The organism is Methylobacter sp., from assembly GCF_030680395.1.
In the GTDB taxonomy this organism is placed as follows: domain Bacteria; phylum Pseudomonadota; class Gammaproteobacteria; order Methylococcales; family Methylomonadaceae; genus Methylobacter_A.
The window spans coordinates 82,379-96,939 of the sequence record NZ_JAUXVR010000022.1 but is presented as its reverse complement, the minus strand read 5'-3'; the positions used below and the strand labels follow the sequence as shown (position 1 = coordinate 96,939).

Here is a 14,561-nt window from a genome sequence, read left to right as displayed (position 1 = left end):
TATGCAAGGGCTTGGGCTAAATGTTCATTTCACGATCTCCGCAATGAAAAATTTTGACGGGGATAGGTTAAGCAATTCGGCTTGCCGAACCCATGCCCGTGACTCCGGGATTGTTGTCCGATTGTCCGGGAGATCGATGTGGATGCTTTAACTGCGCTGGTCAACGCGCTGAACTTGCGCGCCAAACTGGTTTATTCGGGCGGCGTTTGCGGACGCTGGCTGATGGATCACAATTCCGATACTTCGGTTTGGTTTCATTTGCTCAGCAAGGGCGAAGGCTGGGTGCATTCACCGAGCCGGGAAACGCCGCTGGCGCTGGAAAGCGGCGATTTGATTTTGTTCCTGCCGCATGCGCCAAAGCACTTTTTGTCCTACAGCGCCGAGCATTTGCCCTGCGACGCTGCCGACACCCAGTTGACCGGTTGGGCGGGGGGCGAATCGGGATTTGTCTGCGGCGAAATCGAGCTGGCTGCGCCCCGATCGTTATTGTGGCAGGCGCTGCCCGCCGAGATTGTGATCAAAAAAAATCAAGCTGGCGATATACTGGCCAAGCTGATTGAGCTTGTTATCAGCGAGGCTTCCGGTCAGCGTTTTGGCAGCGACTCGGTGGTGGAACGGTTATGCGACAGCCTGTTTGTGTTGGTGATTCGTTACTGTATTGAGGAAAATTTGGTCGGGGAGGGTGTGTTTGCGGCCATGCAGGACAGACGGCTGGCAACCGTGTTGGGCTTGATTCATCAGCAGCCTTGGCAACCTTGGACGGTTGCCGAACTGTGTTCCAAAGCGGGATTGTCCAAAACCGTGTTATCGGAGAAATTTGCCGCGCTGATCGGCAGTTCGCCGATTGAATACCTTAGCGCCTGGCGCTTGCAGATTGCGGCAGGCTGGCTGATGGAGCCGGGCATGAGCGTAGAGCGGGTGGCCGAGCGTTGCGGATACGATTCGGTACCGGCATTCAGCAAGGCGTTCAAGCGTTACTTCGGCAACTCGCCGGGTGCGTTTCGGCGTGGGCGTGGTGCAAACGAAACATAGGGCAGGCATTTTACGATTGCAAGCAACATTAAAGCCCTCCCCAATTTTTTAGCGTACGCTCAACGTATGTTCCTTCCACCCCGCAGCTTGCCAACGTTGCAATGCACCCAGCAGTCCCGGCTTGCTGCTTTGTTGTTGTATCGTTGCAGTATCCAGGTCCAGCACTTCAAAACTACGTTTATATTTACCTTCGCTACGTGCTTCACGGGCGATTAACATTTGCTTGTCGCCGGGAATCCAGCCGGCGAATTCGATATAACCGAGTTCCGGGCTACTCGCACTTGGCGGTAAAATATGCAACACCCAGCCTTGCGCCGTTTTGCGGAACAGCCATATTTCCCGCCAAGCTTCCATCGGTTGCACGGCCAATGCCAGCGCATTCTGTTCGCGATTGATGCTGATGGAGTTGTCCCACACGACGCTATAAGTGCAACGTCTTAACAGCTCTTGCTTGCCATCAACCAGTGCCACACAGGTTTCGCCGGGTTGCCCGCTAGTAGTTACGACGTTTAAACTTTTACCTGAATTACTCGCTACGGGCAATGCTGCCCAGCGGCTGGCGCTCGCACGCATCAGGCTATCGTTGTATGCGCTTAAATCACCATCGGGCAGTTCTTGGGCGTTTACACCGGCCAGTTCAGTCAACGCGTAATTCATGGTCGCGATCGCATTTTCGCCATTGCGGGTTTGCTGGTAAGCTAAGCGACTCCGCACACTGGCGCGGCGCATGAAGACGCGATTTTTTAAGTAGCCGGGCAAGTCCTGATGTTCCACTTTATCAAGGATAACGGCGTATTGTTCATTTAGCTGGTAACGGTCACGCGGCCCTAAATCCGGATCGACACATTCGGCACGGGTGAGGGCTAATGCGGCTTGTGCGCGTTGGATTGGGGTGGCAACACCCGCCAACACATAACGATAAGCTTCGCCGTCATAACACATCACCATCTGCCCATCGCGTTCATAACTGATGAATTTGATGCCGTAACGCGCAGCCACTTCCAAATGCGACGATAAGGCGATAGCCGCATTTTTGCTAACGCCGGTTCCGGCTGAAGCGCGTTGGGCGAGACGTTCCGCCATGCTGCCTAATGCGTCAAATACCTCGCTGCCTGTTGCGCCGCGTAATGCTTCGGCAGGCGCGGCTTTTAGAAAAGCTGCGGCGTAACCGAATCCCAACGCTTCAGCGCCTGGGGTGTCGCGTATAAAACGTAATACGGATAACAAATCAGCAGCTTCGTTAGCGTCCAAGGCGGTACGGCGAATTTGATTGGCGCGCACAAAGCCGCCACGTTCGCGGTGGTAGTCGTACACTTGTAAATAATCCATCCGTTGCCCGCGTATTTCCACTAATTCGCCTTGCCACAGTACTGCTTGTTGCTGCGCGGAATCACGCGGGGCGGCGCGTAATGCCGTTGAATCCTGAACAATCATCCCCATTTCTGTCGGGCCGGCGAATGCCGAGCCGGTTAAACACAGGGCAAGCAATAGACGAGATACAAAAATAGACATTGTATTCATGATTATTCCGCTCCTGCTGTTTCATTGGCACGCGCAGCATTTACTGGCGAAGTACCCAATAAATTGGCACCGATAAAACCGCCAGCGGCAGGAGGCGAGGCGATAATCACCTGTACTTTATCGGAGAGTTTATCCGCCAATGTTTTTTGAATCAGCAGCGGATGTTTGGTCACCAACGCACCTTCACGTTCCATTTGTTCGGCGTTGGTTTTGCCCATGTGTTCTGCACGATACACTTCGGCATCGGCCAGTTTTTGCCGCGCGTCGGCTTCACCTTCCGCCTCGATGCGGCGTGCTTGCGCGCTGCCTTCCGCAACGCGAATACGGGCGACTTTGTCGGCTTCCGCTTCTAATTGGCGTTGTTGAATTTGCTTTTCTTTGAAAGGCAACACATGCTTCATCGCTTCTTCTTGGGCTTTGGCGGCAATGACTTGTTCGCTCGCCGCCGCCTGTGCTTCGGTTTCGCGACGCGCTTTTTCGGCTTCGGCTTCCAAGGCTGATTGCTTAACCTGTTTTTCTTTGAGTTCCAAGGTGTAACGCATCTTCTGAGTCGCTAATTCTTCGGCTAACAAACCTTCCATCCCGCGCCGATATTGTGCGGGTAAATCAATGTTGCCGAGTTGTACATAACGCAACACAATGCCGTCTCCGGCTAAACTCGCGCCCACTTCCTTTTCAATCAGTTGTTGGATTTCCACACGTTTGACCGAGAAAATTTCGCGCATCGTATAGTTGGCAAAAACTTTATAAATGACGCCTTGTACCGCAGATTCGACCAGTCCTTTGCTGATGTCGTCGGGGCCGGTTTTAGCCAGCGCAGTGATTTTAAGCGGATCCAAAGCATAACGAACCGACAAATCAACCCCAAACGACAAACCTTCGCTGGATTGCAGCGGCGCACTGCCTGTTGCACTCTGAATGTCACCCGGGTGATAAAGCTGATCGCGCAGTGAATACACCTGCATCTGATACAGCCCAGGAATCACCAATACATTGCCGTTCCGCCATTCGCTCACGCTGCCGGTGAACTGATTAATTCGTGCTCCCACTGAACCTTGAGGAACGTTTTGAAAAGGCGGATGTTGGTAAATTCCATAACCCAGGGCGCCTAACAAACCCACCGTAATTAAAGTTTTGCTGATGACTACGCATTGTCGCGGTGCGCCAGTGTCGGCAAAGATTTTATCGGCGGATTGAGCAAACAGATTCCGAATGCCGTGGACGATGTTTTTAACGCGATTCAACATGATGATTCTCCTTAACTGAGGGTTAATTTGCGCCTGCGTTATGCCGTGCGCTGGAAGACATTCTTCGTGTTTAGCCGGGAAGGTTCAATGCAGCCGCTCACCCAGTTATTTCACAGTAGTGAAGGACTATTCCGGGTGCGGAAGAAAAACTCACAACGTTTTTTGGCGGAAGGGTTGATAATTGCGAGCATACATAAAACCGCAGAGCATAAAACCATGAAGAACATGAAAACGAGGTAAAAACTTCGTGTCGGTTATGGTTTATTAATCCTAAGGGAACTACTCACCCCATCTTGCTGTGGTTGTGGACAGTAACGTTGTAGGAGCGGGCCATGTCCGCGATATTGTGGCAACGATTGATAACATGCTCACTCTGGCCGCGGGCATGGCCCGCTCCTACAGCATTGGTCGTAATTCAATGGACAAGAGGCGAGTAATTAGATTGGCTTGATGCATATGGGATCTGTCCCTACAAGTTTGAGAATTAACCTGGAGAAACAATGACCAAAGTAGCGGTAATCGAAGACGATCGCCCCACCAGCAACCAATTTGCAGGTTGGATTAAAGCGGCGACAGCAGAAATGAACGACGTGCAGATCGATCAATGGTTTACCCGTGACGATGCGCAAGCGGCCATTGCCCGCGAAGCTTACGATATTGTGGTGTTGGATATTGAGCTGGGGCGGGAGCGTCACGCAGGCGTAGCCATCATTAACGAGATCAATAAACTACAGCAAGGCACGCCCGTTCTGGTCGTCTCCGCCATGCCCGCCGCCATTTATCGCAGCATTATGAAGGCACTCGACGCGTGGGATTATTTGCAAAAAACCACCTTTGAAGAGAACGATTTCATCGAAACTTTCCTCGACATGTTGCGCGTGGCTAAAAGCCGCCAAGCGCAAGCGGCGAAACCGGAACCGGTCCCCGCACAGGAATTAACGCTTGATCCGCTGTGGCAACTCAGCCCGTTATGGCGCGGAGAACGCATCAATTTGCCGCTCACCGCCCAACGCATTCTCGCCACTCTTTACCAACATCGCGGCGAAGTGGTGTCCTATAACGACTTGTTCGAGGTAGTGAAAAGCGGGCGTAATCGCGACAATGTGCGTAAACACGTCAGCACCCTACGTGAAGCGTTTCGCGAACTTGACCCTGATTTTGACTGCATCGAAAACGTGCCGATGCGCGGTTTTCGTTGGGTATCGAGATGAAAGTCGTGTTGCCGGCGCTGGCTGAACTCGCGGCTCCCCGTTTAGGCTTAGCCGCATTTCACAATCGTTTGGTGTTACGCGCCACCTTTGTGTTGCTGATGCTCGCAACACTCGCGCTGGCTATCGTGTTGCTCCATGAAGAAAAACAGCGCAGTTATCAAAACTACCAAAGTAGTTTTAGCAAAACTCAAGCGGAAATCATGGCGAAACTGCGCCATCCATCCGGCCAATTAGCCCTGTTAAATCCCAGTGTCAGCAATTTTTCCACGCCGCTGCATCCGTTGATGTTGCCGTACGGTTCATTGGATTTCGACGATCAATATAAAGCGCAACAAGCGGTTGAAATGTCCGGCTGTAGCGTGGTGTACCCCAATGGCAGCTTGATTTGCGTCGCCATTGGCAATAATCCCTATGCCGGTGGCTTCATTTATTTGGTGGGCAGTTTTCCGAGCACCGAACTGGTGAGTAGAAAACCCGGCCTGTTGCAACTGGATGCCGTCCACCGTGCGCGGGTCAATTTACAAATGCGCGGCAAACAGTGGCTGTGGATTGCACCCTTTGAAGCGCAAAATGCACCGGAAGCGGCCAGCCAACAAGGACGACTGACCGGCTTTGTCGAAACTGGCGAGTTACTCAGAAGCGATGCCAAGCCGGTGCGCGATTTTCGCGGTTGGTTATGGCAAAGCCCGCACTGTGCGGGTGCCGTCAGCGATACCCCAAACTGCCCAAGGCTCGCCTATTTTTCCATACGCTTGCCCGTTGAACCCTTGCGCGATGCACTTTTTCAAGGCCATCGCCCGGTTTGGCCGCCCGCTGATTTGGAAAATATCCGCCTCAGCATGCAAATGCTGGCTCCGCAAAATAGCCAACCCTTGTTTGATAGCAATGCTCAAAACGCATTGCCGCCTTTTTCATTAAACGACTTGCAAACCATCTTGCAGCCCGGTGAGACTTTATCGGTGCGCAAGCTGGGGCAAACGACTCAAGCGCTGTTAACCATCAAGGGCAAGCAAGCCATTGAAACATCGTCGCCTTGGCTCACTCGCTTAATTCATCGTTTACCGATTCAAGACGTTCCCGAAAAGCTTGAGCTGTACGACATCATTACCACCGCCGCAGGCCGTTATGAAATGCGATTAACCGGCCAACTGCGTAGCCTTGATCGCGGTTTAAGCATTGCCGCAACACGAACCTCCTGGTTTGTTGCGGCAATGCTGGCAGCGATTGTTTTGGCGTGGCTGGTGATTGAATTCAGCTTCGTGCGCCGCGTGGCGGTTCTCACCAAACGTGCGGCAACGGTGTCGCACACCATGCAAGACGGGCAGTTTGAACAACAGTTCAAGCAACTGGATTTTGCCGACCTACGCGGCCGTGATGAATTGGGGATTTTGGCAGGCAGTTTGGCGGATCTATTACAGCGCGTTAAAAACGACATACAGCGCGAACACATCCGTACTCAACAAGAACGCGAAATGTGGCATGCCGTCGGACATGAAATCATGTCGCCCCTGCAATCGCTGATGGTATTGCATGGCTCATCCGACGACGCCAGTCATCGTTATGTCCAACGCATGCAACAAGCCGTGCGCGTGTTATACGGCAGCGCTTCGCCCAGCGAAGCCTTGGAAGCCGTAACCTTGCATATCGATACGCTGGACATTAACCAGTTTTTACAAAACGTCGCCGACAATGCCCATTTTGCAGGCGTGCTAAACGTGCAGTTTCAAGCGGACTCGCTGCCGAACACCCAAGTACGTGCGGACGAATTTTCTCTCGAAGATGTCATCACGCATATCCTGCGTAATGCCGATCGTCATCGCATTCCAGGCACCGTCATTCACATCAACCTTAGCGTCATTGACAACACCGCGCACATCGGCATTCACAACCAAGGCCAGTCCATCAGCCCCGCGTTGTTGGATAAATTATTCGAGTACGGTATCTCAGATACGGAGGCATTTAATAGCAGCGAGCGACGAGGACAAGGATTATTTGTTGCGCGAACTTATATGGCAAAAATGGGCGGAACCATCCGAGTCGAAAATCAAAATGATGGGGTGAGTTTTGTGTTGACTTTACAGTGTGTGGTGTAGCGTCCCGTCAAAGTTAATGGTCTGGATGAGCAGCTGACTGACCGATAACGACCCTTACCGGCCATTCACAACAATTATTAAATTGAGTACTAATGTAAAACTACTGATTTATCCAGTTGATTTTTAACTATAAAGTTTGGAATAGCCTCACATATGCATTCCCACTTCAGAAGTTAATTTTACTTTGGGCTAAATTATTCACACCTAATTGCTCAAGCCTGTCAAATGTTAAAAACTCAATTTGATCTTTATGTAAACGATTTTCGTTAAATACCATTGGGACTGTATTTGAAAACACGACATACCCTTTAAGAGCGAATTCAGAATTTATTTCAGTAAACTTAGCCACATTATCCATATTGTCATTTAACACATCTAGTCTGCAAACATGCTTAAGCAATCGATCTTTTTTCCCTTTTTCATCTTGTTGTCCTTTAAAGTCATGCAGTTGGCGTGCAATCTCTCCTTTAGTTTTTGCAAAATCTAGGTTCTTACATTCAATAACGGCAACCATTTGTAATTTTTTATTCCAAGCAAGAACATCTATGTCTCCCCAATCTTCAAGTTTTTTATTGAGGACTTCAGTGAGCTTAATTTCCTCCTTAACAGTCCAACCAAGTTCTTGAAGCCTATTTGCAACTTGCGTATTAAACGCTAAACCATTAGTTTTTCGAGCTCTACCAATCCATTTTTTCATCAACTTACTGGAAAAGTGATTCTCATCTAATGCGGCATTATGGCAACTTCTTGCTAAATACATAAAAGCATTGCGTATATGCTGCGGAGAAATTAAAAAACTTGTGTCATCAAATTGGACAAGAGGTCGCATAATTAATGAAAATCTTCTTCTAAATTTCCATGGTTGCCAGTCAACATTTTTAAAAGGAGAAGGTATATCACTCCATGAGGCTCTTGGGTAAATAACTAGCTCTTGAATAATTCTTTCTACAACTCCGATGATTTTTGCGTCAAACATCCCTAATAAATTGTCATATGAAAGCTTATAAACAAGCTCATTTTTCTCTAAACCATAATCTTCCAGTGTATCAATAAATAACCTAACATTATCAAAGGTAAATCCAAACTCATTTAGCCAAGCATCGGTAAAGTCATCTTCAAAAAGATTATTTACAGATTCAACGGGTTTTGATTCGTTTAAGTGTTCTGCATATTTTTCAACACTTGCAGATAATGCAGACTTATTAATTTTATCAGCATAGGATTCAAGGACGGTGTCATTGAAATCATAATTAAACATAACATCACCAAAAGTAGATATAACTAACTTCGGATCAATCGCATCGTAGTTAATTGCTTCTGAAAGTCCTCCAAGATGGTGCATCAAAGAGGCTAAACAAATCAATTCTTGAATGTCTAACACTCCTGCTTCTTTACCACCAGTTAATGGACATTCACAAATTGCCATTTCTATTACCAGCCTTGATGATAAAGAAGCTCCATTCAACAGCCCAATTCTATTGTTTACTACAGAATAAAGATTTCCCTTGTCCTCATGTAAAGCTAAGTTCGCTTTAAATGTTCTTTTCCATCTTGCTTTTTGATGGTCGGAATGTTCCATATTAACAAGAAGCTTATAAATCAATAACTCTCTATCAAGAGCCTGAAGTTTTTTCTTAATAATCTCCCAGACACCACCAACTAAATCATTAAGATATTTCTTACATTCATTTTTCCCTTCTATTAAATTACCTTGCCTTCTATCTCTACAATTCCATCCCAAATTTAATTTTATATTGTTTCCATCCGTTTGTTCTATATAGATAGGCTCTTGCCTGTCTAATATAAAATATTCTCTATATTTTTTTGCCACAAATAAATGGATGTGTCTTGCAGAATGGCTTCCAATTATCTCATTAATAATCTCGTTATAATTTATAATTTTATTAAAATCACATATATAGCTAACAAGTGATAGAACAAGTGCTTGCTCTGAAAAGTTATCTTCCAGCCTTAAGCCATCAATAAACTCAGATCCAAATGTTGAATATAAAACAGGACTGACAAATTCATTTGAAAAACAAGACAAAACTTCTTCTGGTTTTGGGCGATCTCTAACACTGTGAATATCCTCTGGAAAATTAAAAGATAGATTCCATACTTGAAGTTTATCTGGAATCAAAAAACCAGCATTTCTAACGACAGTAATTATTTTCTGTATCCATGAAAGAGCTGCTTCAAAACACTGGAATTGCAACGAAAAATCATAATTCGGAATAATCTTTTGTTCTATCCATAATTCACAATCAGCATCAATATAAACACATTGCAGAATGTTTTGATCTATGTGTTCTGGACAATAAATGTCATATCTTTCATTTTTTTCAAAAAATGAATCGATGAAGCCTCTAATAACTTTGACAGCACCAATTTGATGGTGATAAACCTGTAATTTCTCTGAATCTTTAAGAACCTGTCTTCTTAGCTCAACTTGGCAATTAAGAGGGATAGAAATTATAATATTAGAAGGGTCACTACCCGATTCTTGAAATGATTCGTGAGGCACAAGGCAATAATCATTTTCTTTAGCATAGGCATATAAATTCAAAAAACCATTAGGGTTCATTAACCGAACCCCCATAGTAGTTAATTGCTCTAATGATTCAACAATTCTCCATATTTTATGTGGATTGCAATCTGGATCATTGCTTATAGTATCTAAGTCATGCGAATTAATTACCTCAAGCATCCATTGACTATCACTTTTAAAATCCAGGCTTAAACCTAAGCCTTTACCATAACCGCATGGAACAAGTATCGTGCAGCCTTTATGCCCGCCTTTCTTATCTATTACATGAGATTTTGCTTTAGAAATTGAATCTACAATGTATTTAGATAAATGTTCTTTAGGTATAGTAAAACCGTTAAACCAGTCGCTACCTAATGATCTAAGACTTTCACCTAAAAAAATAAAATGGAGAAAATAGCCTTTATCAAAATCTACGAGAAATTCAAAGTATCTCCAGTCATCAATCCCTTTTATTTTAAAAAAGTTAATAGGTATGTGTTCAAATTTTCTTAACAGGTTTGTTTCATGTATTTTCTTTGCCTGATAATTAAAAAAGAGATCATCTAACATTTCATCTGAATAATTCTCCCTAACAAAATTAATGATCTGTCTTTTTATGCAAACTAAAATTGAAGATGGTGAGATTAATGAACAAATATTTCCATCGACAAAAAACGGAGATGCTTCCAAATCAGACTCACCAAATTCTTGCATATAAAGTTCTGATTGATCATTGATGTCTATATGTGGCAAAAACTTAGATTCATCAAAATCATGTAATTTAACCTTATAAATTAGTTCGTTTAAATCAGATAATTCATCATAATTTATCTCTGTAAGAGGGTATCCAGCACCTATTTCATTAATATTGAGCCCAATTCTTGTTATGATAAAATCCGATGCTTTAAGTACTGCTCGCAGCCTATTTTTTATAAAAATATGTTTTTCATTGTTCGGGGCTGCATTTATAAAGTCTAAAAATATCTGAGCTTCGTAAATACCGCCCTCCCAAAGCCCTGTACTTACCTTATATTGATTCCCTTCAAACCACACTGTTGAAATAAATACGTCCTCAGCAGGGTCTTCCATACATACAAAACCTAAGTCATCTAATTTTTTAAATATAAATTTAATCAAATTTAGATCTGGTTTTTTATCTCCATTACAAAAAGAAAGGCATATTACAATTGCCTTTTCAAGCCTATACTGACTGGATTGAAAACTAGGGTTTAGCAAAAGGGAGGAGAAAACAGAAGCGGTATCTATTTTCGAATACTCTTTAAGAATTTCGCTAAAAGTAGTCTTTATGGACTGATCGTTTTCATTATTGCGTCTGACCAAGCTTTCAAGCATGAACTTCTCATCAAGTTGTAACTCACCAGATTTTTTACAACTCTTACTTCTGGCTTTGACTTTAGACTTTTTCTTAGCTTTAGCATTTCTCTTGAGTAGTTTTCTATTTTTAGTAATTTGTTTTTGTCTCGCTGAATTTTTAGTCATTCTTAATCGTATATTTCATATCCACTATTTAAATTATTAATTAAAGACAACACGATAATGTATGCTAAATCGATGTGCTATACATAGAAAAGTATATCGTTCGAGTCTTGTTTGACATACTAACGGACAGACCGAAATTACTTACTGCTAAGAAGTGAAAGTTTAGTAACTCGAACAATTCATATTCAGAAAAGCCTAACCGATGCACTTCTAACCATCAATGCATCTTATCAACATTCATGTTATTAAAATTTCATTCCTAAGGTGAGCGCCAACTTTTGGCCGATTGCTGCCAGTCTCGCGGAAGTCAACTATCGACCCAAATAGGCATTCAGAAGAATGGGTTCCAACCAACCATTTACTTTCCAAACACTTTAACAATCTCGGTCAAAATCAATTTCCGTTCTTCGGCAGTGAGCGGCGGAAATTCCTTGGGATCAGAAGTTTTCGGCGGCATTTGCCGGTAGCGGACTTTTGTCAGCAAACTGCTTTCTTCAAGGCCTGAAAGATTGAGTTTGCCGGAATCGATCAAGGCCTTTAGATTGACTTGGGGCTGGTCGTCTGCCATTTCGGCGTGACACGCGCCGCACTTGGTTTTTAACAGCTGACTTATTGGCGCGAACTTTTGCACCATGGCTTCGGTAACTTTGAAGGTGTCGGCATTGGCGGCAATGAAATCGATTTTGTTTACCCGCTCGCCAAGGCTTAAGCGAAGAATGGCTCCATTTTTGTCGTCCATAATGATAATCGAGCCATCGTTCCATTCCAGTAATCCAGTGGGCGCACCCAGTGGGTTGAGGTTATTGGCACTACTCCAATTTGAAATTACCTCGATCAGCGGCGCGTTCTTATCGGGCTTGCCGGTTGCGTCCACGGGTAAAGCCACTAATCTATGGCCATAAGCCGCATAGCCATGCAGACCGATTAATAGCGTATCTGCCAGCATCGGCAGTTTTTTCGACGAGGGATAAATCATGCCCAGCGGGGCGCTATGTCCGGGCAGAGCACGATAGGCCGGGATAAAAGATGAGTTTTCGCATTCCTCTTTTCCGGTTTTAAACTCGGCAAACGATACGACTTTATCGCCATCGTTATAGCAATAGGGCCAGCCGTAATGTTGAGCCTTATTGTCCGGCGATAATTGCAAGATATTGATTTCCTCAGCAGGCAGTTCGCTATCGGGCAAGTCGATGGCATTTTCGCCTTGCACCACCAAGCCGCTTGGATGAACGGTTAATGCCATCGAGTTTCTCAAGCCGTTGGCGAAGGTTATGCCGGAGTCGGCAATCAGGTTCATTTGAGCATCTAAAGAATAACGCCGCACCGAGGACAAAGGCAGCTCGCCGGAGTTTTCAGCGCAAATTTCTTTGCCGTTTTGAGCGGTCGATTTGTGTTTAACGCAAGAATCGGTTTGGGAACCCACATTGACATAAATAAACCGATAATCCGGGCTAAACGAAAAACTGGTCATCGGATGGGCATAGTCTTCAATCGCCATCAGATTTTGAGAGAATTTTCGCACTTGATCGAAATCGTTAATAAAAACCTCAAGTTCAGGGTCGGTTTTAAGTTCGCCGCTGTCGCCCCGTTGCAGTTTGAATTTCATGATGCCAGTTGGCAAGCCTATATAAACCATGCCGTTAGGCGCAACGGCGATTCCGGCCGGGTTGGGCAAGTTATTTTTGGAAAATAGATTGGTAACTTTGATCGATTGGCTTTCATTCGGGCTAAGCTCTTCCATTTTCTTGGAAAATTCAATGGCCCATACCGTACCGTTTTTAGCGCCCCAGCCCAACATATCCGTAACCAGCAGGGTCTTGTCATCGAACTGGGCGGCATATCGGGGTTGTTTAAGATGATGGCTTTTTGCAGCGACCAAACCGACACAAGTACCCTGGATGCTGGTAATCGGGATTTGCGAGAAGCCGTCGCAGTTTTTATTGATCAGTGCGGTGTTATAACTTGATGTCGCGGCAAGCGGGGATAATTCTGCGGCTAAAACGCTATGGGGTAGGGGAGTTAGCAGCAGGATTAACAGGGAAATTTCTTTTATCACCCCCTGGCGTCTCCTATTTAGAAACGCCATAATTCGGGACATGAAAATTGGTTTGTATGGTGCGCTGAAAAAAGATAAGTGGAGCATTGCAATTCGTCCGGAAATAAGCTCTTGCGTAATTGTATTATTTCCGGAGAGTATGCCATATGTGGAGTTGGGCTATTCCAAAATACTTTTTTACTAAAGTTTCGGTTTACGACTGGACATCTGATGGATAGGCTTCTTAATCATAGGTCTTGCGCTCTTCGGACTTTACATTGCTTCGCCACGCACGAATTAAACTATTCAGATCGCCATTAGGACTATTGGCGTAAGTGCCATGGTCTTTATTCCCAATAAAATGATGAGAATATTTCAGCTCGGAGTAAAACGGTTTCCGTGGTGATGGTGTTCCGTCGCTGTATGTACTTTCGCCCGCAATTATTAAATCAGCAAAACCATCGCTAATATTTTTACTCATGCTGATCGTCAGTTTTATATCCTCAAAGACAACACCTTTTGTCGTCGTGGGTTTTCCATCCCTGCAATTGGCGTTGCCTTTAATGCGCGTTCGATAAGACATGGTCAAACCCTGAGAAAAAAGCGCACCTATTTCATTGCCGCGCTTAACGTAGAGATGACGAGTATGGCCTATCGTTTCAGCTCCGCAATAAGGATCGTCCTGATCCCCTTTGAACACATCTATAGCAAACGCCCTGACTCCCGGCGCAAGGTCGTAGCGAGCCGTATCAATGCGCAGATGGTCTTTGCCTGCATCGATAACAGGAGCGAAGGCATTTCCTTGAGCCTCATTGTAGCGCGCCAACAATTGATTTTTTTTGTTATCAACCATGCCGATTAACAGTTCCGGATTACCCTCAGCATGAGATGACCCTATAAGAAAGGCCGAAAGAGTAATGGATTCATCATAAGGCCAAATTCTGCAAGCAGTCATTAAAACTAAGCTTTTGCCTTGCTCATTACGATAAGTTAAACCGTCAAGATTGTAGAGTTTGCCTAGATTACGCAGCACATCGTCGCTACAGCGTTGGCTTTCCGGCTTTTGTGCGGACTGAGCATAAACCAACGGGCTAAATCCCAATGCTATCAAGGCGGCGATATAAATTTTGGTTTTAATTATGATGGGTATAGCCATTTTTTATTCCTAAGTTTAAATATGGGTGAAAAAATCAGAATTCCTATGCTGGATAACATGGCAAACAGGCATAGTAATGCCTATTGCTGCTCACTGAGGGATCAAAATTTTGACATTTAGGCGCTTTCAGCCGAACAGACGCAAAAAGCTGCACCAAATAAGGAGATACATTTTGTTATTGAAGATAAGGGTAGCGGCGTTTCCGAGAATGGCATTACCAAACTAGCCCAGCGCAAACA

At 45.2% G+C, this 14,561-nt stretch carries 8 protein-coding genes; 3 read left to right on the top strand and 5 right to left on the bottom strand.

All coding sequences use genetic code 11. The annotated features are described in order from the left end of the window. Nucleotides 1-138: 138 nt before the first annotated feature. Nucleotides 139-1,032: an AraC family transcriptional regulator gene (locus tag Q8L79_RS09035; protein WP_305270212.1), complete on the top strand. Its 894-nt coding sequence runs from the start codon at nucleotides 139-141 to the stop codon at nucleotides 1,030-1,032. Nucleotides 1,033-1,080: 48 nt separating this feature from the next. Here the strand turns inward: Q8L79_RS09035 and Q8L79_RS09030 are convergent, their stop codons facing one another. Further along, complete coding sequence (locus Q8L79_RS09030) at nucleotides 1,081-2,553, bottom strand: hypothetical protein (protein ID WP_305270210.1); 1,473 nt, start codon at nucleotides 2,551-2,553, stop codon at nucleotides 1,081-1,083. A 2-nt stretch (nucleotides 2,554-2,555) separates the two neighbouring features. Beyond that, a complete protein-coding gene (locus Q8L79_RS09025; RefSeq protein WP_305270208.1) occupies nucleotides 2,556-3,800 on the bottom strand; it encodes an SPFH domain-containing protein in 1,245 nt (414 codons plus the stop codon). Nucleotides 3,801-4,300: 500 nt separating this feature from the next. Here Q8L79_RS09025 and Q8L79_RS09020 point away from each other — a divergent pair, with 500 nt between their 5' ends. Together Q8L79_RS09020 and Q8L79_RS09015 are read left to right on the top strand one after the other, a co-directional pair. Next, a complete protein-coding gene (locus Q8L79_RS09020) occupies nucleotides 4,301-5,011 on the top strand; it encodes a response regulator (RefSeq protein WP_305270206.1) in 711 nt (236 codons plus the stop codon). Continuing rightward, nucleotides 5,008-7,104 carry a HAMP domain-containing sensor histidine kinase gene (locus Q8L79_RS09015; protein WP_305270204.1) on the top strand — a complete coding sequence of 699 codons (2,097 nt, stop codon included), beginning with the start codon at nucleotides 5,008-5,010 and terminating at the stop codon, nucleotides 7,102-7,104. Before Q8L79_RS09020 ends, Q8L79_RS09015 begins: the two co-directional genes overlap by 4 nt. Nucleotides 7,105-7,270: 166 nt before the next feature. Here Q8L79_RS09015 and Q8L79_RS09010 read toward each other — a convergent pair whose 3' ends face one another. The 3 genes from Q8L79_RS09010 to Q8L79_RS09000 form a co-directional block, all read right to left on the bottom strand. Beyond that, on the bottom strand, nucleotides 7,271-11,131 hold the full coding sequence (locus Q8L79_RS09010; RefSeq protein WP_305270202.1) for a hypothetical protein: 3,861 nt from the start codon (nucleotides 11,129-11,131) through the stop codon (nucleotides 7,271-7,273). Between the two features lie 358 nt (nucleotides 11,132-11,489). Continuing rightward, nucleotides 11,490-13,187, bottom strand: coding sequence for a sorbosone dehydrogenase family protein (locus Q8L79_RS09005; protein WP_305270200.1), 1,698 nt, complete (start codon nucleotides 13,185-13,187; stop codon nucleotides 11,490-11,492). Nucleotides 13,188-13,410: 223 nt separating this feature from the next. Further along, nucleotides 13,411-14,322, bottom strand: coding sequence for a hypothetical protein (locus Q8L79_RS09000; protein ID WP_305270198.1), 912 nt, complete (start codon nucleotides 14,320-14,322; stop codon nucleotides 13,411-13,413). Nucleotides 14,323-14,561 lie beyond the last annotated feature (239 nt).

Excerpts from the sequence above, each read along its gene's own strand:
- Q8L79_RS09015 (WP_305270204.1), top strand. The coding sequence starts at position 5,008 with ATGAAAGTCGTGTTGCCGGCGCTGGCTGAACTCGCGGCTCCCCGTTTA.
- Q8L79_RS09010 (WP_305270202.1), bottom strand. The coding sequence starts at position 11,131 with ATGACTAAAAATTCAGCGAGACAAAAACAAATTACTAAAAATAGAAAA.
- Q8L79_RS09020 (WP_305270206.1), top strand. The coding sequence starts at position 4,301 with ATGACCAAAGTAGCGGTAATCGAAGACGATCGCCCCACCAGCAACCAA.
- Q8L79_RS09025 (WP_305270208.1), bottom strand. The coding sequence starts at position 3,800 with ATGTTGAATCGCGTTAAAAACATCGTCCACGGCATTCGGAATCTGTTT.
- Q8L79_RS09030 (WP_305270210.1), bottom strand. The coding sequence starts at position 2,553 with ATGAATACAATGTCTATTTTTGTATCTCGTCTATTGCTTGCCCTGTGT.
- Q8L79_RS09000 (WP_305270198.1), bottom strand. The coding sequence starts at position 14,322 with ATGGCTATACCCATCATAATTAAAACCAAAATTTATATCGCCGCCTTG.